We start from the raw sequence: 20,433 nt of genomic DNA on the forward strand, positions 1-20,433 counted from the left end.
TTCCGGTCGCGCTCCGCTCCTCGCTACGCTGCGATGCTCACCCGACCTACACCTCGGTGCCCATCGTCGGTTCCGGTCGCGCTCCGCTCCTCGCTACGCTGCGATGCTCACCCGACCTACACCTCCTAGGCCTGCGGGAGCTTGTGCGACCCGCGCCGCGGGGCCTTCGCCGAGGGCGGCGGCACCATTGGCCCGATGTCGCCGTCGGGCGCCGCATCCAGATCCACCATGACGGGGGCGTGGTCGCTCGGGCCAGTCCCCTTGCGCGCCAAGCGATCCACCCAGGCAGCCTGAACCCGCGCAGCCACCGGCGTGCCGGCGAGAATGAGGTCGATCCGCATGCCGAGGTTCTTGTGGAACATACCGGCGCGGTAGTCCCAGTAACTGAACACGGTCTCGTTGGGCCAGCGATCGCGGATCACGTCGCGCAGGCCAAGCTCCTGCAATCGGGCCAACGCCGCCCGCTCCGGCGCGGTGACGTGCGTCTGTCCGATGTACGCGGCCGGATCGAACACGTCGGCATCGGTGGGGGCGATGTTCATGTCACCGCACACCAGGACCTCGTCGGGACCGGCGGCGACCTGCGCACGCAACGCCTCGAGCCACGCGAGCTTGTAGTGATAGTGCTCCGAATTCGGCACGCGGCCGTTCGGCACGTATAGCGAATGCACCCGAATCCCATTGCAGTCAGCGGAGATTGCCCGCGACTCGACCTGCGGGAAGCCGGGTCCGCCCGGAATCCCCACCACGACATCGTCGAGGCCGACGCGGGACAGGATGGCGACGCCGTTCCACTGCGCCTCGCCGTTGACGGCGATCTCGTAGCCACGGTCGGTGAATTCCGGTCCGAGCACGTTGGCAAAGGCGTCGTTGGTGAGCTTGATTTCCTGCAGGCACACCACGTCGGGCTGACGCTGGTCGAGCCAGTCGAGAAGACGGGGCAAGCGTTGCTTGGCTGAGTTCACATTCCAGGTGGCCACACGCACGCCACCAACGTTAGCCGCGCTGCGAGCCCGCCTTCGGTTGGACCACGACGCAGCACCGACCACTTCGCGGCACCAGGACGGCCCGCTGCGGCGCCTCCCCAACCCCGTCGAGCATCCCTCGGATGAGCTCAAGGTTGAGACCGCACACCAATTCGGTGTGCCGGCGCGACAGTTGGTGGAAGGGACAATTTCGCAGTTCGATGCGCCCGTCGGCGTCCTCGACCGGTTCGTAGCCGCAGTCCCGTAGCGCAGACGTCACGTCCCGCCCGGATGCTGCCGCACGGCCGGCCCGCCGCGCCGCGGCGTCGACAGTGGCGCGCACCGCGCCTGTCTCGTCGGCAGCTACGGCATCTGCCAGCAGGCCACCCAACAATGCGTAGTTGCGCGGGGGTACCGAGACGGTGAGCTCATCCTGTGTGCGCGTGTAGCGCTTCGCCGGTCGCCCCGCCCCCGGGCCGCCGCGCCCGTCGTCGCGGGCATAGCTGACGCTGAAGATGCCGGCGTCGGCGAGTTTGTCCAGGTGATATGCCGCGAGCGTCCGGCCGATGCCAGCCGCGGCCGCAGCGTCCTCGCGCGAAACCGGCTCGTCGCGCGACGCCACGTATTCGTACAGCCGACGGCGCACCGGATCATCGAGGCTGCTCAGCCCCGCAACGGGATCGGTGCTCATGTCGACCTCCATATCTATAACCAATATATCTTGACAACCACTGCCGAGGCGCTCACTCTAAAGACAATATTCATTGTTGATAGAAGGAGTCGGAGATGATCACCACCGCTCTGCGCAGTAATCCAGCACCATCGTTTGCCGTGGCGCGCGACCGAGTGTGCAACGACCCGGCGTTCGGAGCGTTCCTGCTCTTACGCATCGGCTTCGCCGTCCTGCCGCTCTGGATGGGCATCGACAAGTTCCTCAACAAACTGACCTACTGGCCGCATTACCTGGCGCCGTGGATCACCGATCTGCTTCCGTTCACGGCGCAGACCGCGATGTACGTGGTCGGCGCGATCGAGGTAGTCGCGGGCTTCGCGGTGGCGATCAAGCCCCGCTACGCCAGCTACATCGTCGCCGCCTGGCTCGCCGGCATCATCGTCAACCTGCTCACCTATCCCGGCTTCTACGACGTCGCCCTGCGCGACTTCGGTTTGCTGCTCGGTGCACTCACGTTGGCGCGATTGGCATCGGTGTACGACCCGTCGTGGTTCCGGCACTCAACCGCAGCGCGGGCGCGATGATGACGCAGACCGTTCTGAACCTCCTCGACTGCGGCCTGCCGGATCTCGCTGCGGCCGAGGAGGCAGCGGCCGCATTTCTGCGCGCTCTCGGCGTCGCCACAGACACCGAGAACATGCGCGAGACACCGGCCAGGATGGCCCGCGCGTATGCCGAACTGTTCAGCTCGGACCCGTTCGAACCGACCACGTTTCCTAATGACGAGGGCTACGACGAACTCGTTGTGGCACGTGACATCCCGCTACGGTCGGTGTGCGAGCACCACCTGCTGCCGTTCACTGGGACCGCGTGCGTCGGCTATTTACCCGGAGAGCGAATTCTTGGACTCTCGAAGCTGGCGCGCGTTGTCGAGCATTTTGCCTGCCGACCGCAGGTTCAGGAGCGGCTGACCAAGCAGATAGCCGATTGGCTCACCACCGAACTCAATCCGCGAGCGGTGGGCGTCGTGATCCGCGCCGAACACACGTGCATGACGCTGCGCGGGGTGCAGGCAACGGGCTCGACCACGTTGACATCGGCGCTACTAGGCAGGCTGCGCACCGACGCTAGTTCGCGACAGGAATTCTTCGCGCTCGCGGGCATCGGCTGAGCCGGCTGGCAACATGGTCGGTTCCTGGCCGCCAGCTAGCGGCGTGGGAACGCATATCTGAGCCGGGCCGGAGCGCGGAACGGCCGCCACGCGCCCGGCCGCTGCGCGAGCCGGTCCGCGACCGCATAAAGAACAGCCGGGTGGTGGCCGAACCCGAAGTGGCTGCCCCATACTTCGATGTTCTCGGCCGTGTCGCTAGAGATGTCAAGACACGCTTGCCAGGCGACAATGCCGTCGAGTCGACTGTAAATGGACGTCGCCGGCACCGGCAGCGGGCCGAGACCATCCTCGAGGGGCATGATGAGCGGCTCGACATGCCGAGTGCGCCACAGGTTGTAGAACCGGCGGGCGTTGCTGTGCCGGTGCTTCTGCAGCCGGATCGGGCTGCCGAGGGTAATCACCTGCCGCACCGACTCGGGGTTCGAGCGGACCAGCCGACGAGCGAAGATGCCACCGAGACTCCACCCGATCACCGTCACCGGCTGCCCGTATTTCGCTGCGAGCGACTGCAACCGATCCGGCATGCCCTGCACAGCCTTGGCTGTCGGGCCGAGGTTGGTGCCCAGTCCCCAGCCATGCGCGGCGTATCCCAGTTGGCGCAGGAACCGGCGCAGCACAACGGTGGAGGCGTCGCTCGCGCCGAGTCCCGGGATGACCAGCACCGGATGACCGTCGCCGCGGGGCGCGCGCGCAAGGATCGGCCAAGCGAGGGTCAGCGAACCGAACTCGGCCAGCGACCGCGAGTAGTCGGTCCACAGCAGCGCGGCATTGGGAGCGCGGGTGGTGCTCATGTGAGCAACACCCCGCCGTCGACCGGCAGGGTGATCCCGGTGACGTAGCTGCTGGCGTCGCTGGCCAGAAACAGCAAGGCGCCGTTGAGTTCTCCCGGCTTCCCGAGGCGGCCGTGCACGGTGCGCGGAATGAGCGTGTTGCGCATCCAGTCGTTGTCGATCTGATCGGTCATTTCGGAGGCGAAGTAGCCGGGGGCGATGGCGTTGACGCGAATCCCTTTGCGGCCGGTCCACTGCTGCGCCAGGTCATGGGTCAGGCCGATCACGCCAGCCTTGCTGGCCGTGTATGCGGCCTGCGGCAGCCCCATGCTGGTGAGCCCGAGGATGCTGGCGATGTTGATGATCGAACTGCCGGGCTGCATTACCCGCCCGCACGCCTGCGCCATCCAGTAGCACGCGTTGAGGTTGAGGTCGATGACCGACCGGAACTCATCGGGCGTTTCCTTGGTCGCCGGGACAGCGGTGCCGACGCCGGCGTTGTTCACGAGAAGGTCGATGCGGCCGAATTCGTCCATCCCCGCCTGCACGGTCGATGTGCATTCCTCCGGACTGGTGACGTCGCACTTGACCGCGAGTGCCCGCCTGCCCTGTGCTTCAACGACTTTGGAAGTCTCCGCGAGCTTGTCTAGGCGTCGGGCGGCAAGGACCACGTCGGCGCCCGCTTGGGCCAATGCCTCGGCGAATTGCACGCCGAGCCCGCTGGATGCGCCGGTCACCACGGCGACCTTGCCGTCGAGGCGGAATTGGTCGAGTACAGAGCTCATTTAGTGTCTCCTTGTCAGGACATCAGGGCGTCGGACAGCCCCACGCCGTCGATCGTCGACCAGTTTTCATCGACGTTGTGGGCAAGAACGAGCAGATCGTGCAGGTGCCCGTCGCGGTCTCTGATGTGGTCACGCAACAAGGCCTCGCCGGTGAAGCCGAGACGGGAAAACATGGCGACCGCGCCTTCCTGGTCGACGGCGAGCTCGACCACCACCTTGCGGATTCCCGTCTTGAACGCCTCGGTGAGCGCATGCTGGGCAAGCCCCCGACCGAGACCGCTCCCACGCCGCGCCGGGTCGACCACGAGTCGCAGCTCGCCGACATGGCTCGACCAGCCGGGCAATCGCTCGACCGCCACATAGCCATCGACCCGTTCATCGTCGATGTCGACCCACCGCAGCGGGTCACCGGCCAGCGCCGAGACAGCCGCTGTGTCGGACAGGTCCTCGCGGACAAAGGTCAGATCGCGCTCGGACAGCGACCCGAAGAAACCAGTGAGCGCCTCGATGTTGTCGACGGTGACGGGCTGGATGGTCATGACAGTGGCTCGCTTCGCTGCTGCAGGAATTCGATGAGTTTGGGAATGGTCACCCGATGGGCTGACCTTCCGACTATGAGGCCGACGTGACCGCCCTGCATGCGCAGCACTTCCTTCTGCGCCGAGCCGACCAGATCCATGACCGGCGCTGAGGCCGGTTCGGGGATGACCGTGTCGCGGGTACCGAGGACAGCTAGGAACGGCGCCGTGATGTCCGAGAGGCTCACTCGGTCGCCGCCCAACTCGAGGCGCCCGGTCATGAACGCGTTGTCGCGCACTAGCATGTTCGCCGCCTGGCGTGCGGTGGCTCCGGGGAACGGGATGTGGTCGGTGGCCCAGCCATTCATCAGCTGATGGGCGGTCACGAACTCGTCGTTCCACATCCGGTCGAGCAAGTTCACGTAGTTGGTGATGTCCCCCATGGGGGCAAGCGACCGGAAGCTTTGCAGGATCACCCGCGCCGGTATGTTGCCGTCGTCGCCGACGACCTTGTCCACGTCCATTTCGGTGCGGCCGATGACATCGACGAGCGATCCCAGCTGACTGAAGTCGACGGGGCACGCGAGCACGGTCAGGCTGCGGATTGGCGACTTCTGATTGTGTGCGGCATGCATCAGGGTCAGCACACCGCCAAAGCAGTATCCGAAGAGGTTCACCTCGTCGGCCTTGGAACGCCGTTGGATTTGCCGGATGGCCGCGGGGATCGCCAAATCAACGTAGTCCTCGAACCGGTTGGCAGCGTCGCGTTCGTCGGGCGCTCCCCAATCCAGCATGTACACGTCGAATCCGGTGCGGACCAAGACTTCGATCAGACTGTTGCCTGGGGCCAAATCGATGATGTAGCTGCGGCTGACCAGGCTCGGGACGATCAGCAGCGGCGGACTGAACTTAACGGCGTCGTTGCGGTAATGCCACAGCTCAGCGCGTCCGAACGTCCAGACCACGTCCTTGGGCGACTGACCGTATTTAGGACGCGAGATGCCGGCGGCGAGTTTGATGCCGTTGCGGGCCCGCAGCGCGTTGCGTTCGATCTCCCGGCGCACCCGGTCGAGCGTCGAAAGCTCTTCAGTAGGTGCTGGCATCGCCGCGCTCCTCGAGGTATCGAGTCAACTCCAGCCGCAGCGTTCGGACCTCATGGTCGAGGTCGCCGATCTGGCGGCGCAAGCGCTTGATGTCGGTTCCGGCCGGCAGATTGAGCGCATGCAGGATCCGCGCGTTCACGCCGTCGATCGTGCGACCGACCACCGACTGCATCGTCGTGGTGACCGCAACCGCTTGCGAGAACCCTCCCGAAGCGGTCAGTTCCTGCAGTCTCGGCTCGAGCCGACTCTGAATCGCGCCGTACGCTTCGACCAGCGACGGAATCTTCACTTCTTCTCCTCCCCCTGCGCCCCGATGTTCACCGCAGCAGCGCCCCAACGGCCTGTTCGACCTTGCCGGCGTCCGGTGTCTCGCCGGTGATCATGTCGGCATAAATGAACGTCTCGGCGATGCGGACGATCAGATACGCGGTGTCATGCATCGGCAGCGGCAGGACCAGCCGACCGGTGCCGGCCTCGGCTTCCAGCAACTGCTCCACCGCCGCCGTCATCCGCGACTGGAACGGCGTGGCCTTCGTGGTCAGTAGGCGCAGCGCCCGCTCGGGCTCGCTGCGCACCCACTGCCCGAAGAACTCCGAATCGATCACCGCCTGCGAGAAGATGCCCAGCACCGAGGCCACCCGCGCAGCCCCCGCACCTTTCGCGCCGCGCACCGCGTCCTGGAAAGTCGGTTCGGCCACCGACCAAACCACCTCGGCCAGCAGGTCGTCGCGGCCGCCCACCCAGCGAAAAAGGGTGGCCCGATTGACGCCCACCGTTGCGGCCAGCTCCTGCATCTCGATTCGCCGACCCTCGATGAACGCGCGGCGCGCAACCCGGAACGCGCTCAGCGGATCCGGCCGACTCGGCGGCATCGCCAGCTGCCGGGCAAGCGGGGTCTGGCGCATGCGTTCTCCTCACGTGCAACATATGTTGGAAACATTGCACACAGGCAGCATAGCCGGAAAGTGTCAAATGACGCCAGCGCTATATCGCGCCTTGCCCCGGCGTGGTGCCGGTCGCGGCCATCATCGACGTCAGCTTGGTGTGCATCGCGCCGGCCTGCGCGGAGTCGTAGTTGCCGAGGTTCAGCGGGTCCGCCCTGTTGTTCATCTCTTGCGGATCGTTGTCGAGGTCGTACATCTCGTATTGCGGCGGCGCGATACCGGCGGGATCGAAGTACATCGCGTACTTCCAACGGTCGTCGCGGACGCAACGGATGTGGCTGGCCCCGGTCACGATGGCCTGACCGTTCGGCGTCGCGCAGTTCTGGTCGTCGTAGGTGAACATCACCGCGTCCCGCACCCGGGCGGTCGGATTCTCCGGATGCGCGGCGGCGTCGTCGATGACCGGCGTCAGGTCGACGCCGCGAAAGTCCCAGTTGCCTGGCGTACGCGAGATCGATGCGAGCGTCGGCAGCACATCGATCAAGGACGACAACGCAGGCGTCTCAACCGGTTTCGGGAACAGCACGGGGTTGCTCACCACCAGCGGCACCCGCAGCGTTTCCTCGTAGACATTGAAGATTTTCTGCCGCAGCCCGCCGTGCGAGAGGCCCATCTCGCCGTGGTCGGAAATCCGGAAGACGAGGGTGTCCTCGCGCAGCCCCGGCCGCGACTCGAGGGCATCGATGACCATCCCGATGTGCTGGTCGACCACCTTGTGCATGTACGCATACAGGTTGACGTAGTTGCGCGGGGCGTCGGGACCGAGCAGCGGTCCGAGGCCGCCGGCCAGCAGCACCTGCGACTCCGTCTGCGCGGTCGGTTTGTGGTTGAGCAGCAGCGATTCGCCGAATGTCGGTGGCAGGTCGATGCCCTGGTTGAAGCACTCCGGCGCGGCCGAACCGTAATTGTCGCAGTGCCCGTCGCTCGCATTCCAGGTCTTCGGGTAGGCGAGGATGTCGTGCGGATTGCCGAACGAGACGATCAGCGCGAACGGCCGCGAGGTGTCGACGGTCCGCAGGAACTCCGCGCTCTGTTCCGCGATCGGGGTGTCCAGGTTGGCGCAGCCGCCGCCGAAGTGCGCCGGCTCGGTGTCTTGCGCGACCTCGGGTGGCACCCAGCCCTGAAACCCGTAGGCGGCGAGATCCGCCGGGGTCGGTTCCGCGCCGTCCGGACCTTTGCTCATGTGCCACTTGCCGCGGTAGTGCACGTTGTAACCGGCCGCGGCCAGCACCTTCGCCATGTTCTGCTCGGTCAACGGCAGTTGTGGCTCGGTCGGCGAGACGGTCCCGCCGGTGGTGAGCGTGCTGACCACCCCATGCTGCGCCGGATACTTGCCGGTGAAGAAGGTGCTGCGACTGGGCGAGCACATCGCGCTGTTGCAGAAATTGCGAGTGAAGGTCAGGCCGGTGTCGGCCAGCCGCTGCCGGTTCGGCAGATTGCGTTGCGACCAGCCTTGCGGCCAGTACATCGGTTGACGCTCTTGGTCGGTGATGATGATCAGGATGTTCGGTCGAGCCGGTAGCGCACTGCGTCCGGCGGCCGCGGCGCGCTGGGGTCCGATCGCGGCACCTAGCCCGGCGAGGACGGCGGCGCCGGCCGCGCCCCCGATGAATGATCTGCGGCCAAACCCGGACACGCTCTCCCCCTGTCGATCGGCGTCGCCGAGCGTCCGGCGCTTCGCCGGTCAAATTACCGGAAATACGTCGTGCGAATTGACGAATCGTTAGGAAACGACGATCTGGCCGCCGCCGGGCACATGCGGGAAGTTGGTGTCGATGGTGATGGCCACCCGGCCGGGTCCGGTGTCGGGCGTCAACGGCACCCACATCGCGTTCGTCTCACCCAACGGGGTGTTGTCGCCCAATGGAACTCCCTGCGCGGGCACCACGCCCTGTGCACCGGTATCCAGGTTGCGCCAGTGCAGGGTCGCGTCGACGCCGCAGTATCCGGCGACCAGAAACGTGAATTCGGCACGCACCCAGATGGTCGGGTTCTTGCCGTAGAAGGTGTTTTGCGGGTCATAGAAGGACTCGACCTGCCCGATGCACCCGATGCCGCCACCACCCAGGGTCCAGGTGGGCGTCAAGCCGATCGGCTGGGCCGCAGCCATCCCGGTCGAGGCGAGAATCGCGCACGCCACCACCGCGGCCACCACCAGAAACCGGCGAATCATGGCGTCACCGCGCTGCTTTGCGGATCGATGAGTATCTTTGCGTGCACCTCCGGGTCACCCAGCGCATCGAAGGCGTTCGAAACACCGTCGAGTCCAACGGTTCCGGTGATCAACGGCGCCGGATTCACCTTGCCGTCGGCGAGCATGTGCAGCGTCTCGCGGAACTCACGCGGGTCGTAGCCGAACGCAAAGCGCAGGTCTATCTCCTTGTTAATAGCCATGGCCGGTCGGAAGGTGTCGGCTTGCATGCACACTCCCGCCACCACGACGCGAGAGCGCAGCGGTGCCCCGGAAATGATGTTCTCGATCACGCCGGGCATGCCGACGCATTCGAAAATGACCGGGCCGGAAGGCGTTGCGCCGACGGTCTCCGCGATCCGCATGAGGTGCCACCACGGCACCTTGGGCAGATAACGGAGCTTGTCCATGGCACCCACGGCGACGTCGAGCAGCTCCGACGCATTGCGGATCTCCCGGCCCTGCGGATAGGCGGTCCACGGCGACTCCGCTGCCGGGTCGACAACAACGTCAGCGCCGCATTCGGTGGCGAGCCGACGCCGACTCGGTGAGAAGTCGCTGGCCACGATCGTGCCCGCGCCGCTGGCTTTGAGCATGCTGATGACCGCCAAACCGATAGGCCCGCAGCCGATTACGATCGCGGTTCCGCCCCTGCCGACCTGACCCTTGCGGACCGCGTGCCAGGCAACCGCCATGGGCTCTGTAAGCGCCGCATGTTCGGCCGACAGGCCGTTGGGCACGTCCATGGTCAGCGATTCCTGCACCAGCACCTGTTCCGCGTAACCGCCCGGCGCGGCCTCGGAAAGTCCGGTCAGCTCAACGCCTTTTGACTGACGCACGATCGGGAGCGCAACGACGGGGGTGCCGACCTTCCAGCGCTTACGGCAGTCCGGGCCGTATTCCGCTACCGTGCCGCAGAATTCGTGGCCGAGAACGACCGACTGATCCGACCGCATGAACCCGGAGTATCCGGCCTCCGCCGACAGGTCCGCCACGTCGTCGCAGTGCACGCGGGCATGCAGGTCCGACCCGCAGATGCCGCAGCGCAGCACGTCGAGCAAGACCTGACCGGGCCCCGGCACCAATGCCGGTCGCTCATCGACGTGAAACTGCCCCCGCGTACAGACGGCTGCCTTCATGCGCTGCTCCTGATGTGGTGCGGTCTTCATCCGAACCTAGCGCTACTTCGACCCGTCAGGAACCGGCGGCTGTTCCATATGCGGTCTGGAAGCTGAGCACCTGCGGGTTCAGACAGGCCGCGCTCACCGCCGTACCGGGCGCGAAGCTCGACACCGTCTGACCGGTGCTCGCGGAGTTGAACACCAGCCCCGAGGGTGTGGCGAAGCCGACGAGTCCACAGGTCCAGTTCTCGCCCGGCGTGTCAGTTCCGAGAGTGACCGATCCGATGACCGGGCCGGAAGTCACCGTCGGGGCGGCAGCGGCAATTCCGGAACCAGCTGTCACCGTGGCGAACGCGGCGAAGCCGGCACATGCAACACGGGCGAAGAAGCCCATCGGCGAACCTTTCTCACAAGTGCCGTGGTTGGCACAGTGTTGTCGGCAGGCGGCACTCATCCGATCGCAGCAGTCCCCTCGCCGGCAGCGACGATTTCCGCCTTCGCCAACCGCAGCAACTGCGCGCGCACCCGACGCCACTGCCTGTCGACACGCGAGCGATCAGAATGCACGTAGTTGCTCACGAGGATTCCGCGCATCGTGTCCATGGCGGTAAAGGTGAAGTCCCGCACCACATCTTCGGCCACGCCCGGCACAATCGTCGAACCCAGCGCGGTGACATTGGTGGTGACCACCTTCTCCACCTGGGCCACATGCCCGGCCAACTCCGGATCGGTGCGCGCCGCCACCCAAAGCTCAACGGCCGCAACGAACAAGGGGCCCTGGTGGATCTCCCACAACAGATCCAACCCGCGGCTCAGTGCGTCCTCAGCGCCTAGCGCCTTGCTCAGCTCACGAATGGCCTCCTCGGCCCGCTTGGTAGCCAGATGCCGGACCGCGGCCGTCACCAGATCCGCCTTCGACGGAAAGTGATGCACCTGCGCGCCGCGGGTCACACCTGCTTTCGCGGCGACCCGCGGTGTGGTGGTTCCCGCATAGCCGTATTCGACAAGGCACTCGATGGTGGCATCGAGCAGCTTGGCGCGCGTCTCGGCGCTGCGCTCCTCTTGTGTCCTGCGCGCACGCACCACCGCCGGTGACCTGACCATAACGGGCATGGTACCGGCACAGCTGCATGTTTCTGGGCGGTGCCGGGTCAGTCCTTGGGACCACCGGCCACGTAGATGACCTGCCCGGACACGAAGCCTGCGCCGTCGCTGGCCAGGAAGGACGCCGTGTGGGCGATGTCCTCCGGCTTCCCGGTGCGTGCGACGGGAATCTGCTGTGCGGCCGCCTTGATGAAGTCCTCGAACGGCACACCCACCCGCGCGGCGGTCGCCGCGGTCATGTCGGTCTCGATGAAACCGGGCGCGATGGCATTCGCCGTGACACCGAACTTGCCCAGCTCGATCGCGAGCGTCTTGGTGAAGCCCTGCATGCCGGCCTTGGCCGCGGAGTAGTTGGCCTGGCCGCGGTTACCGAGCGCCGACGTGCTCGACAGGTTGATGATGCGGCCGAACTTCGCGTCGACCATGTACTTCTGTACGGCGCGCGACATCAGGAAAGCACCGCGCAGGTGCACACCGAGCACCGCGTCCCAGTCGTCGACAGTCATCTTGAACAGCAGGTTGTCGCGCAAGATGCCGGCGTTGTTGACCAGCACGGTCGGGGCGCCGAGTTCATTGGCCACCCGCTCGACGGCCTCGGTCACCGACTGCTCGTTGGAGACGTCGGCGCCGACCGCGAGGGCCTCGCCGCCGGTGGACTTGATGGCCTCGACGGTGTCACCGCACGATCCTTCGTCGAGGTCGAGGACCGCCACGGCGTAACCATCACTGGCCAGCCGCTTTGCCACGGCCGCACCGATTCCCCGGGCGGCACCGGTAACGATTGCAGTCCTGCGTTCCTGACTCATGTGCGCTGTCTCCTCGAATTCGGCGGCTTTTGACCATGATGGCACCGGGGTACGACACCGCGCGCGGGTGGCGCCGGAACCGACGGTGCAACGACGAGCATCGGATCGAGAAGGTTGTCGGTGGCCCCGAGTAGCTTGAGCCCGTGCGAAGCGATGGTGATTCATGGGATATCAAAACCAGCGTGGGGGCGACGGCCCTGTTCGTCGCGGCCGCGCGTGGATTGGCCGCACGGCAGCCGGATCCGCTGGCGGTCGACCCGTTCGCGGAGGTGTTTTGCCGCGCGGCCGGTGAGCAGTGGTCTGCGCTGTTCGAGCCGGGCGCGGACACCTCGGACCACCCGTTGGTGTCGACCGCGTTCGGCCGAAACTTCCAGGAGTTTCAGGCCGCCCGCACCCGGTTCTTCGACACCTACCTGACGCGGGCGGTAGGTGCCGGGGTGCGTCAAGTGGTGATCTTGGCCGCGGGCCTGGACTCGCGCGCATACCGACTGCCCTTTCCTGCCGGCACAGTCGTCTACGAGCTCGACCGTGCCCCGGTCCTCGAGTTCAAGCGCGAGGTACTCGCTGAGCACGGCGCGGAATTGACAGCGCAGCGCTGTGAGGTCGCTGTCGACCTTCGTGACGACTGGGCAAAGGCTCTGCAGCAGAACGGCTTCGATGCCGCAAACCCGACCGCCTGGCTGATCGAGGGCCTGTTGCTCTACCTGCCGGCCGACGCTCAGGACCGGATCTTCGAGACGGTCGACGCGCTGTCCGCCAGCGGCAGTCAGGTGGCCATCGAGCAGATGGACACGATCCCCGCGGACGTGTACTCGCAGATGACCAAGCCGTCAGCGGAGGCGCCGGGGCGAAACCAGTGGGCAACACTGCTGTACAACGAGCCGAAAAGTGAAGCCTCCGAATGGTTCTCGCAGCACCACTGGGCAGCCAATCGGACCGAACTGGCAGACTACCTCGCCGAACTCGGGGTCGCCGTCGATCCCGACGCCGGGCAGATCCGGCCGACCGCCGCCAGCTTTGTGGATGCGATCAAGCGCTAGGCGTCACCAGGTGGGCCACGCAGCGGTCCGGCTCGACGAACGGGTCCAGTCTGTCCACCGTCACCGCCGCACCCTGGGACTCCAAGGCGCCCTGCATGATCCCAAGATGGATGGGGCAGACGACGGTGCTCTGCGTCTCCGACATTTCCAGGAATGGGCAGTGGCGCAATTGGATATTCGCCTCCGCGTCCAGTTCCGGGGCGAAGCCAAGCCGTTCCAGCACCTCGACGAGGCTGCCGACCGCCTGCTTTGGCGTCGCCGGTCGTGTCGGCTCGGGCAGCAGGTGGCGTCCCCAGTTTTTGCCGGCCTCGGTCGCGCGCGCGGCGACATCGGGTTCCGCGGCGAGACTGGCCGTCAGGACATTGGCGAGCAATCGGTAGTTTCGCGGCCCGGCCGGGTCCATACCAGCCCTGGCGCGGAACATCAGCGGCGGGCGGCCCGGCCCGCTGCGCGGTAGCTCGACGCGCTCGGCCTGCTCGTTCCGGACCAGCGCGTCGAGGTGGAAGCGCACGGTGTTGGGATGCAGGTCCAACCGCTCGGCAAGTTCCTGAATGCTCGACGCCTCACGTGAACTATGTAGAACGGCAAGGACATCGGCGCGGCGTCCACCGAGTTCCACGCCACTTTCCGCTGGAGTACTCACGTCTGTACGCTCCGTTTCGCCAATCGCGCGACCACTGGGGCGTCGACCCCTAGCGGGCCGAGTTTGGCTGCACCGCCAGGTGACCCGAGCGGCTCGTCGTGACCGGGCAGCGGCTGAAAGAAGAAGGCGGCGTTGTCGTCGCGGTACTGCTCCCACTCCGCGGGCAGGTCGTCTTCATAGTAAATCGCATCAACCGGGCAAACCGGCACGCAGGCACCACAGTCGACGCACTCGTCCGGATGGATGTAGAGACTTCGACCACCCTCGTAGATGCAGTCGACCGGACACTCCTCGACGCAGCTGCGGTCCATGACATCCACGCACGCTTCCCCGATCACATATGTCACGGGTCTATTTATACAACATCAACTTGTATAAACTACGTGCAGCGGAGTTGGCCGCCGACACGTTTGAGTCGTTATCGGTTGGGTATGTCGCGGCTGTTTCGCCGACCGGCCTTAACGGGTTTCGCGTGAGGAGGGGTTGTGGCAGATCTAGCTACGCAACGCGTCGAAGAGTTGCAACCGGTACGCCCCTATCCCCGCCGAATAGCGCCGAAAGGCTCCCACCTCTACAGCTACATCACCACCACCGATCCCAAGGCCCTCGGCATTCTCTATATTTCCTCGTCGCTGGCCTTCTTCCTGATCGGCGGGCTGATGGCGCTGCTGATGCGCGCCGAACTGGCCGTGCCGGGAATGCAGTTCCTGTCCAACGAGCAGTACAACCAGTTGTTCACCATGCACGGCACGATCATGCTGCTGTTCTATGCGACGCCGATCGTGTTCGGATTCGCCAACTGCATTCTGCCGCTGCAGATCGGCGCTCCCGACGTTGCATTTCCCCGCCTGAACGCCCTGAGCTACTGGCTGTACCTGTTCGGCGCCACCATGGCCACGGCAGGGTTCATCACGCCGGGCGGGGCCGCCGATTTCGGCTGGACGGCCTACTCGCCGCTTACTGACGCAATGCACGCGCCCGGCGTCGGCGCCGACCTGTGGGTCATGGGACTGGCCGTCTCCGGTCTCGGCACCATCCTCGGCGGCGTCAACATGATCACGACGGTGATTTGCCTGCGCTGCCCCGGCATGACCATGTTCCGGATGCCGATCTTCACCTGGAACATCTTCATCACGAGCATCCTGGTCCTGCTCGCGTTCCCCATTCTGACGGCCGCGTTGATGGGTCTCGAATACGATCGCCGCCTTGGTGGGCACATCTATGCCCCGGCCTCCGGCGGTGCGATTTTGTGGCAGCACCTGTTCTGGTTCTTCGGTCATCCCGAGGTGTACATCGTCGCGCTGCCCTTCTTCGGCATCGTGACAGAAGTGTTCCCGGTGTTCAGCCGAAAGCCGGTATTCGGTTACACCGCACTGGTTTTCGCGACGATCAGCATTGCGGCGTTGTCGGTGGCGGTGTGGGCGCACCACATGTACGCGACCGGTGCGGTGCTGCTCCCGTTCTTCAGTTTCATGACCTTCCTGATCGCCGTACCGACCGGGGTGAAGTTCTTCAACTGGATCGGCACCATGTGGAAGGGCAAGTTAACTTTCGAAACGCCCATGCTGTTCTCTATCGGCTTCGTGGTGACATTCCTGTTCGGCGGGCTGACCGGCGTTATCTTGGCCAGCCCCCCGCTGGACTTCCACGTGACCGACTCCTATTTCGTGGTGGCGCACTTCCACTACGTGCTGTTCGGCACCATCGTGTTCGCTACCTATGCGGGAATCTATTTCTGGTTCCCGAAGATGACGGGTCGCATGCTCGATGAGCGGCTGGGCAAGTGGCATTTCTGGGCCACCTTCATCGGTTTCCACAGCACGTTCCTGATCCAGCATTGGCTCGGTGCCGAAGGAATGCCAAGGCGCTACGCCGACTACCTGCCCAGCGACAATTTCACCGTGCTGAACAGCGTGTCGACGATTGGCGCGTTCGTCCTCGGCGGATCGCTGTTGCCGTTCGTATGGAATCTTTTCCGGAGCTGGCGCTATGGCGAGATGGTGACGGTCGACGATCCGTGGGGTTTCGGAAATTCACTCGAGTGGGCCACGACTTGCCCGCCCCCGCGGCACAACTTCTATGAGCTGCCGCGAATCCGTTCCGAGCGGCCGGCCTTCGAGCTGCACTACCCGCACATGGTCGAGCGGATGCGAAAGGAATCGCACGTGGGCTGGGGGTCGGATACCGAGGACGTTGCCGTTACGCACTGACTCGCCCGGTATCGGGACCGGTACTGAGCCGACAAAACTTGGTCGCCGCGACGGGATCCAGTCTGTAGGAAGAACTTTCGTTCGCGCAGTTACGCGCCCGGGAAGTCGGCGCTGCGCCGACGGCGCGGCGGCTTGTCCCGGCCGCCACCGGCCGCTTGGATCGCAGAGTGACAAGGCTGGGCCGCCAGTTCGGGTGGCTGTGGGGTGCGTATGCGGTGAGCACCGCGGGCACCTGGCTGGCCTTCGACGCTCTTCCCCTCATCGCGGTGCTGGTGCTGCATACCGGACCGGCCGCGGTGTCCGCGCTGGCGGCCGCCGGACTGGCGGCGGGCGCTCTGCTGGCGATTCCGCTCGGGCCGTGGATCGAATTCCGCCGCAAGCGCCCGGTGATGATCTGGATGGACGTGACCCGATGTGTCGCGATGCTCAGTGTGCCGATTGCGTACGCCTTCGGCTGGCTGAGCTTCGTCCAGTTGGTGTTGGTCACGATCGTGGTTGCCGCCGCCGACATCGCGTTCAACGCGGCCAGCGGCGCCTTTGTGAAATCGCTGGTGCGCCAAGACCAGTTGCTGGTGGCCAATGCCCGCTTCGAATCGACCATGTGGACCTCGATCGCACTGGGACCACCGCTGGGCGGGGCGGCCATCGGCATGTTCGGTCCGGTCACGACCGTGCTTGCCAACGCCGGCAGTTTCCTGGCCTCTGCCCTGGGCTTGCGAGCGATTCGGGATGGCGAAGCGGTACCTACCCGAGACTCGCAGCGGTTGAATTCGCGAGACGTTCTCGCTGGTTGGCGATACATCCTTGCTCATCGGTCGCTGCGTCTGCTGCTGGCCAACACGATTAGCGTCAACGGGCTGATCATGGCGACGGCTCCGCTGATGGCCGTGCTGATGTTGCGCGACTTGGGCTTCGCGCCCTGGCAGTACGGCCTGGCGTTCGGCGCGCCATGCGTCGGCGGCTTGATCGGCTCACGTTTGGCTCGCGGACTCACCGCCCGGTTCGGCACTGAGCGCGTCTTGCGCGTCGCGGGAACGTTGCGCGCGTGCTGGCTGCTCGGATTGGCCTTTGTTCGGCCCGGCGCCGCTGGGATCGTGCTGGTGATCTTGGTCGAACTCGGTCTGGTCACCTGCGCGGGCGTGTTCAATCCGGTGTTCGCGACCTACCGGCTCGAGCACACCGCCGACGACGTCATCGCGCGCGTGCTGGCGGCCTGGTCGGTGACTAGCAAGGCGACCATCGCGGTGTTCACCGCGCTGTGGGGAGTTTTGGCGACGGTGACCGGGCCGCGCACCGCCGTCGCGGTTGCCGGGTTGCTCGCGTTGGCGACGCCACTCTTGTTGCGACAGCTCAGGTATGCGCCGCGACTCGACGAACAAGTCCTTGCCCCTTAGACGGAATCTCGTCTCTAGCAGGAACTTTCGTTGGCGCAGTCGCGGTCTCCAGCGTGGCCAACAGCCGACGCGTGGCCGCCAGTCCCGCGCGCAAATGCTCGGCCCCGACCTCGTTGCCGAGCGCATTCGACCATGGATGCTGGGCGACGCTGATCCGCCGCACGGCCCAGTATCCGGCCTCCGTGCATGCCAGCAGCTTGGCCCGGCGGTGCGCGGGATTGGGCCGGTACTCCGCGAGCCCGCGATCGACCAAGAGGTCAGCGATGCGCTGCACGGCTTGGCGGGTCAAGCCCATCCGCCGGCCGATGTCGGCAACCGATCGGGGCTGGTCCAGCACTCCGCCGAGCACCTGCCACCACGCAGCCGTCAACCCGCCAGCCGATGCCAGTTGCTGGGCGACATCGAGCAGCGCCGCGTTGAGCCGGAACGTTTCGATAACCAGTTCCGTCAGTAGTCGCCCCGAGTCGTCCTGCGGCGGCGGCTCGGGCCATTGCTCACGGGGCGGGACGCGTGTCACGCGTTGGCCTGCGTTGCCATCAGCACCGGGAAGCCGGTCGGATCGCCGCGGTAGAAGACGGCCTCGTATGCCTCGGCGACGTCGGCGGACATCAGTCCCAGCGTCTGCAAAGTCGTGCGGGCGAACTGAACCGGCGACTGCGGTCCTGCCGTGATGACGTCCCCGTCGGAAACGGCGCGCTCATCGACGTACTCGTCCGCGCCCGAATAACCGGTGGCGGCAAGGTATTCGGTGGCGGCGCTGGTGTGGCGCCGGCCGTTGAGCAAACCAGCGCGGGCAAGGCCCGCGGTGGCGCCGCAGATCGCCGCAACCGGCACCCCGGCATCCAGAAGTCGCCGCGCCAGTTCGACAAAGGCGGTGCCGCCGCCGGCGTCCCACATGGTCGAACCCGCCAGCACCAGGAGGGCGCTGTCCGCGACATCGCCGACGGTTACGTCCGGCACCACCGTCAACCCGCCCATGGTGGTGATCGGGTGCGTCGACTCACCCACTGTCACGATCTCGAACGGCGTACCCGTAAACCGTCCGGTCCGCAATTCCGTGAGGAGATGGCCGACTTCGAGTTCCGCGAAATCGTCGTACACCGCTACGTGGATGACCCGCCTATCCATAGTCAATATGCTGTCATCATGACAGGATATTGTCAATTGGCGGAGTAGTAACCATTGCCGCCGCCGAAATGGTGGCCCTTGGAGCTGCAACCCCAGCCGCCGCGCTCCCCACCGTTTCCGCAACTGGCACCGGCGTAGCTGATTTCGGCCCCGCGCCAGCCGATCGTGTTCCCGTTCGCATCGGTCACGGGCACACCTAGCTGTCGACTTCCGGAGCGACCAGTGAATCCCGGCTCCGGGTGTGCCGGGAGCCACGGGACGTCGATCACCAGGTTTGTCACCATGGGCCGCACCGGAGAGCCGGTGATTGTGAGCGCAATGGGCTGCGGAAACGCGCAACCGACGTTGCCGGTGGGATAGATCGCGCACTCGGTGCCGTCGCCGAGATCGAAGTAAGCGGTGTCGCCGACGAGGTACTGGTTTGGATCGACCGGCACCGGCTCGTAGGGATTCGGGAGCGCGCTCGCGGTTGCCGCGCCGGCGAGTAGGACCGCTCCGGCGGCAGCGGTCACAAGCGCGATTCCGACCTTCATGGCGACTCCCTCCGAGAGCGGATCTACCGGGACGTCGCCGGAAACACGTTGACCGTTACCTTGCAAACCGAGATGCTCACGGCCCCATCGCGATCTGGTTAAGGACTCCCCGCGTAGCAAGACGATTCACCGATTGCTCGCTACTGTGAAACAGTGGCCCTGCGCAAGCGTCCCGAGCCAGAAGAACCGTCCGACCCAGCTCGACTACGGGTCGGCATGCGCGTCGCGGTATTGGACAACAATCGATGGATTCCCGGCAACATCGTCGATGATTTCGGTGAAGGCCCGGATCCGTCGGCGTTCGGCCGCGATTGGGCGACGACGCGACGGTGGGCCGTCGCGCTCGAGGACGGTCGGCTGCTGTTCCGCAACAGCGCCGAACTCCGTCCGACGATCTGAGCTGCTGACGGGACATCAGGTGTCAAAACCGCTCACAAATTGACACCTGATGTCCCGCGCGAGCTAGGTCATGCGCAGCGCGTATGCGTGCGCAAGGTCGTTGCCCGGCACGAAGAAGATGTGCATCATCAGCCCGCTTCCGCCATTGCGGTCGTGGTAGTGCCAGCGCGTGATCGGGCCACCGGGATCCGGCGGAGCCTGCGGGAAGGACTCGTTGGCTGTGTACATCACGCCGACGAGCTTCCACGTGTTGTGCCCGGTGTATTCGTACATCAACGTTTCGGGCGCGCTGGGGTCCAACACCTTGCCGTCATGATGCGTAGCCGCGTTGCTGACGTGCAGCATCGGCATCTTCTTGGGCGTGTGCCCGGCATCGATATTGGCCAGCGCCTGGGCGAGTTTGGGGTGCTTGGCCTCGGCCTTCTTCAAGGCCGCACCGATGTCGTAGCCAGCTGCTTGGGCCTTGTTGGTGTCCGCATAGGCGGCCGTGGCAGCCTCGGTGCGCGTGAGGAGGTCGGTAGCGGCCGCCTGCTGCTCCGGTGTCGCTGAGGCGACATCGGGAAGATCCGGCATCTTCGTGAAGTCCTGGCCGTACTTCTGCGCCCACGCTTGTCGCGCCGCCCGACCGGCGGCGCCCTTCTTGGACGCATGCTTGGTAGTTGCCTGCTTCTGCTGGGGCTGCGACATCGCCATGTTCTGCGTGTCCTGCGAACCGCCACCGGAGGAGGCTGCCAATCCGATACCGGTTCCCGCGCCGACTATCGCGACGACTGCGACGCCAACGGCCGCAATCCGTCCGCGTTTGCCGAGCCTGTACCGGCGCTTCGGCTCGGGAGGCATGGGCGGCGGCGCGCCGTTGGGCATCGGCATGGTGGGTTGATCGTTCATGATCACTACGGTGAGCGGCGGAACTGAAGCCAAGCTGAAGAACCACG

The 20,433-nt window shown here is 65.5% G+C and carries 26 protein-coding genes; 6 read left to right on the forward strand and 20 right to left on the reverse strand.

All coding sequences use genetic code 11. The features are described from left to right. Window positions 1-125: 125 nt before the first annotated feature. Together FOS14_RS12530 and FOS14_RS12535 are read right to left on the reverse strand one after the other, a co-directional pair. Window positions 126-986 (reverse strand): exodeoxyribonuclease III, encoded by an 861-nt coding sequence (locus FOS14_RS12530; RefSeq protein ID WP_221936705.1) that lies wholly within the window; start codon window positions 984-986, stop codon window positions 126-128. A gap of 10 nt (window positions 987-996) precedes the next feature. Beyond that, window positions 997-1,656: a metalloregulator ArsR/SmtB family transcription factor gene (locus FOS14_RS12535; protein ID WP_255450290.1), complete on the reverse strand. Its 660-nt coding sequence runs from the start codon at window positions 1,654-1,656 to the stop codon at window positions 997-999. A gap of 95 nt (window positions 1,657-1,751) precedes the next feature. On the opposite strand from FOS14_RS12535, the gene FOS14_RS12540 reads away from it, so the two are divergent. Further along, window positions 1,752-2,222, forward strand: a complete 471-nt coding sequence (locus tag FOS14_RS12540) for a DoxX family membrane protein (protein ID WP_143771040.1) — start codon at window positions 1,752-1,754, stop codon at window positions 2,220-2,222. Beyond that, on the forward strand, window positions 2,222-2,809 hold the full coding sequence (gene folE, locus FOS14_RS12545; protein WP_143771042.1) for a GTP cyclohydrolase I FolE: 588 nt from the start codon (window positions 2,222-2,224) through the stop codon (window positions 2,807-2,809). Before FOS14_RS12540 ends, folE begins: the two co-directional genes overlap by 1 nt. A 35-nt stretch (window positions 2,810-2,844) precedes the next feature. Here folE and FOS14_RS12550 read toward each other — a convergent pair whose 3' ends face one another. From FOS14_RS12550 to fabG, 12 genes are all read right to left on the reverse strand, one after another. Beyond that, complete coding sequence (locus FOS14_RS12550; RefSeq protein WP_143771044.1) at window positions 2,845-3,600, reverse strand: triacylglycerol lipase; 756 nt, start codon at window positions 3,598-3,600, stop codon at window positions 2,845-2,847. Continuing rightward, window positions 3,597-4,364, reverse strand: a complete 768-nt coding sequence (locus FOS14_RS12555) for an SDR family NAD(P)-dependent oxidoreductase (protein ID WP_143771046.1) — start codon at window positions 4,362-4,364, stop codon at window positions 3,597-3,599. Before FOS14_RS12555 ends, FOS14_RS12550 begins: the two co-directional genes overlap by 4 nt. A gap of 14 nt (window positions 4,365-4,378) precedes the next feature. Beyond that, window positions 4,379-4,903 carry a GNAT family N-acetyltransferase gene (locus FOS14_RS12560; protein ID WP_143771048.1) on the reverse strand — a complete coding sequence of 175 codons (525 nt, stop codon included), beginning with the start codon at window positions 4,901-4,903 and terminating at the stop codon, window positions 4,379-4,381. Further along, window positions 4,900-5,985, reverse strand: a complete 1,086-nt coding sequence (locus tag FOS14_RS12565; RefSeq protein ID WP_143771050.1) for an alpha/beta fold hydrolase — start codon at window positions 5,983-5,985, stop codon at window positions 4,900-4,902. Before FOS14_RS12565 ends, FOS14_RS12560 begins: the two co-directional genes overlap by 4 nt. Further along, the gene (locus FOS14_RS12570; protein ID WP_143771052.1) at window positions 5,969-6,274 is read right to left on the reverse strand and encodes a hypothetical protein; all 306 of its coding nucleotides are present in this window, start codon (window positions 6,272-6,274) and stop codon (window positions 5,969-5,971) included. The genes FOS14_RS12565 and FOS14_RS12570 overlap by 17 nt, the downstream gene beginning before the upstream one ends. A 28-nt stretch (window positions 6,275-6,302) precedes the next feature. After that, window positions 6,303-6,890 carry a QsdR family transcriptional regulator gene (locus FOS14_RS12575; RefSeq protein WP_255450291.1) on the reverse strand — a complete coding sequence of 196 codons (588 nt, stop codon included), beginning with the start codon at window positions 6,888-6,890 and terminating at the stop codon, window positions 6,303-6,305. A gap of 79 nt (window positions 6,891-6,969) precedes the next feature. Continuing rightward, complete coding sequence (locus FOS14_RS12580; RefSeq protein ID WP_143771054.1) at window positions 6,970-8,565, reverse strand: sulfatase-like hydrolase/transferase; 1,596 nt, start codon at window positions 8,563-8,565, stop codon at window positions 6,970-6,972. An 87-nt stretch (window positions 8,566-8,652) separates the two neighbouring features. Next, a complete protein-coding gene (locus tag FOS14_RS12585) occupies window positions 8,653-9,102 on the reverse strand; it encodes a hypothetical protein (RefSeq protein ID WP_143771056.1) in 450 nt (149 codons plus the stop codon). After that, entirely contained in the window at window positions 9,099-10,259 is a 1,161-nt protein-coding gene (locus tag FOS14_RS12590) for a zinc-binding dehydrogenase (protein ID WP_143771058.1), read from the reverse strand. Before FOS14_RS12590 ends, FOS14_RS12585 begins: the two co-directional genes overlap by 4 nt. Window positions 10,260-10,314: 55 nt before the next feature. Continuing rightward, window positions 10,315-10,635, reverse strand: a complete 321-nt coding sequence (locus FOS14_RS12595; RefSeq protein ID WP_143771060.1) for a hypothetical protein — start codon at window positions 10,633-10,635, stop codon at window positions 10,315-10,317. A 56-nt stretch (window positions 10,636-10,691) separates the two neighbouring features. Further along, entirely contained in the window at window positions 10,692-11,345 is a 654-nt protein-coding gene (locus FOS14_RS12600; protein ID WP_143771062.1) for a TetR/AcrR family transcriptional regulator, read from the reverse strand. A 47-nt stretch (window positions 11,346-11,392) separates the two neighbouring features. Next, complete coding sequence (gene fabG / locus FOS14_RS12605; RefSeq protein WP_143771064.1) at window positions 11,393-12,151, reverse strand: 3-oxoacyl-ACP reductase FabG; 759 nt, start codon at window positions 12,149-12,151, stop codon at window positions 11,393-11,395. A 143-nt stretch (window positions 12,152-12,294) separates the two neighbouring features. Here fabG and FOS14_RS12610 point away from each other — a divergent pair, with 143 nt between their 5' ends. Next, the gene (locus tag FOS14_RS12610) at window positions 12,295-13,191 is read left to right on the forward strand and encodes an SAM-dependent methyltransferase (RefSeq protein ID WP_143771066.1); all 897 of its coding nucleotides are present in this window, start codon (window positions 12,295-12,297) and stop codon (window positions 13,189-13,191) included. Here the strand turns inward: FOS14_RS12610 and FOS14_RS12615 are convergent. Further along, a complete protein-coding gene (locus FOS14_RS12615) occupies window positions 13,181-13,834 on the reverse strand; it encodes a metalloregulator ArsR/SmtB family transcription factor (RefSeq protein ID WP_255450293.1) in 654 nt (217 codons plus the stop codon). The two genes, FOS14_RS12610 and FOS14_RS12615, sit on opposite strands and share 11 nt — an antisense overlap. Beyond that, window positions 13,831-14,181: a ferredoxin gene (fdxA, locus tag FOS14_RS12620; RefSeq protein ID WP_143771068.1), complete on the reverse strand. Its 351-nt coding sequence runs from the start codon at window positions 14,179-14,181 to the stop codon at window positions 13,831-13,833. The genes FOS14_RS12615 and fdxA overlap by 4 nt, the downstream gene beginning before the upstream one ends. 138 nt (window positions 14,182-14,319) lie before the next feature. Here fdxA and ctaD point away from each other — a divergent pair, with 138 nt between their 5' ends. Next, on the forward strand, window positions 14,320-16,044 hold the full coding sequence (ctaD, locus tag FOS14_RS12625) for a cytochrome c oxidase subunit I (RefSeq protein WP_143771070.1): 1,725 nt from the start codon (window positions 14,320-14,322) through the stop codon (window positions 16,042-16,044). Window positions 16,045-16,211: 167 nt separating this feature from the next. Beyond that, entirely contained in the window at window positions 16,212-17,438 is a 1,227-nt protein-coding gene (locus tag FOS14_RS12630) for an MFS transporter (protein WP_143771072.1), read from the forward strand. Here the strand turns inward: FOS14_RS12630 and FOS14_RS12635 are convergent. Genes FOS14_RS12635 through FOS14_RS12645 form a run of 3 tightly spaced genes read right to left on the reverse strand, consistent with a single transcriptional unit; the run spans window position 17,395 to window position 19,099 of the window. After that, complete coding sequence (locus tag FOS14_RS12635) at window positions 17,395-17,955, reverse strand: MarR family winged helix-turn-helix transcriptional regulator (RefSeq protein WP_370512225.1); 561 nt, start codon at window positions 17,953-17,955, stop codon at window positions 17,395-17,397. The two genes, FOS14_RS12630 and FOS14_RS12635, sit on opposite strands and share 44 nt — an antisense overlap. After that, entirely contained in the window at window positions 17,952-18,566 is a 615-nt protein-coding gene (locus FOS14_RS12640; protein WP_143771074.1) for a DJ-1/PfpI family protein, read from the reverse strand. The genes FOS14_RS12635 and FOS14_RS12640 overlap by 4 nt, the downstream gene beginning before the upstream one ends. Before the next feature lie 32 nt (window positions 18,567-18,598). Continuing rightward, window positions 18,599-19,099: a hypothetical protein gene (locus FOS14_RS12645; protein WP_143771076.1), complete on the reverse strand. Its 501-nt coding sequence runs from the start codon at window positions 19,097-19,099 to the stop codon at window positions 18,599-18,601. A 153-nt stretch (window positions 19,100-19,252) separates the two neighbouring features. Between FOS14_RS12645 and FOS14_RS12650 the strand changes: the two genes are divergently transcribed. Beyond that, complete coding sequence (locus tag FOS14_RS12650; RefSeq protein ID WP_143771078.1) at window positions 19,253-19,498, forward strand: hypothetical protein; 246 nt, start codon at window positions 19,253-19,255, stop codon at window positions 19,496-19,498. Between the two features lie 63 nt (window positions 19,499-19,561). Here the strand turns inward: FOS14_RS12650 and FOS14_RS12655 are convergent, their stop codons facing one another. Continuing rightward, the gene (locus FOS14_RS12655; protein WP_143771080.1) at window positions 19,562-20,386 is read right to left on the reverse strand and encodes a hypothetical protein; all 825 of its coding nucleotides are present in this window, start codon (window positions 20,384-20,386) and stop codon (window positions 19,562-19,564) included. Window positions 20,387-20,433: the final 47 nt, after the last annotated feature.

The organism is Skermania sp. ID1734 (assembly GCF_007489285.1).
Classification (GTDB): domain Bacteria; phylum Actinomycetota; class Actinomycetes; order Mycobacteriales; family Mycobacteriaceae; genus ID1734.

Coding starts and splice junctions, on each gene's coding strand:
- FOS14_RS12535 (WP_255450290.1), bottom strand. CDS start 1,656: ATGAGCACCGATCCCGTTGCGGGGCTGAGCAGCCTCGATGATCCGGTG.
- FOS14_RS12540 (WP_143771040.1), top strand. CDS start 1,752: ATGATCACCACCGCTCTGCGCAGTAATCCAGCACCATCGTTTGCCGTG.
- folE (WP_143771042.1), top strand. CDS start 2,222: ATGACGCAGACCGTTCTGAACCTCCTCGACTGCGGCCTGCCGGATCTC.
- FOS14_RS12550 (WP_143771044.1), bottom strand. CDS start 3,600: ATGAGCACCACCCGCGCTCCCAATGCCGCGCTGCTGTGGACCGACTAC.
- FOS14_RS12555 (WP_143771046.1), bottom strand. CDS start 4,364: ATGAGCTCTGTACTCGACCAATTCCGCCTCGACGGCAAGGTCGCCGTG.
- FOS14_RS12560 (WP_143771048.1), bottom strand. CDS start 4,903: ATGACCATCCAGCCCGTCACCGTCGACAACATCGAGGCGCTCACTGGT.
- FOS14_RS12565 (WP_143771050.1), bottom strand. CDS start 5,985: ATGCCAGCACCTACTGAAGAGCTTTCGACGCTCGACCGGGTGCGCCGG.
- FOS14_RS12575 (WP_255450291.1), bottom strand. CDS start 6,890: ATGCGCCAGACCCCGCTTGCCCGGCAGCTGGCGATGCCGCCGAGTCGG.
- FOS14_RS12585 (WP_143771056.1), bottom strand. CDS start 9,102: ATGATTCGCCGGTTTCTGGTGGTGGCCGCGGTGGTGGCGTGCGCGATT.
- FOS14_RS12590 (WP_143771058.1), bottom strand. CDS start 10,259: ATGAAGGCAGCCGTCTGTACGCGGGGGCAGTTTCACGTCGATGAGCGA.
- FOS14_RS12595 (WP_143771060.1), bottom strand. CDS start 10,635: ATGGGCTTCTTCGCCCGTGTTGCATGTGCCGGCTTCGCCGCGTTCGCC.
- FOS14_RS12600 (WP_143771062.1), bottom strand. CDS start 11,345: ATGGTCAGGTCACCGGCGGTGGTGCGTGCGCGCAGGACACAAGAGGAG.
- fabG (WP_143771064.1), bottom strand. CDS start 12,151: ATGAGTCAGGAACGCAGGACTGCAATCGTTACCGGTGCCGCCCGGGGA.
- FOS14_RS12640 (WP_143771074.1), bottom strand. CDS start 18,566: ATGGATAGGCGGGTCATCCACGTAGCGGTGTACGACGATTTCGCGGAA.
- FOS14_RS12645 (WP_143771076.1), bottom strand. CDS start 19,099: ATGAAGGTCGGAATCGCGCTTGTGACCGCTGCCGCCGGAGCGGTCCTA.
- FOS14_RS12655 (WP_143771080.1), bottom strand. CDS start 20,386: ATGAACGATCAACCCACCATGCCGATGCCCAACGGCGCGCCGCCGCCC.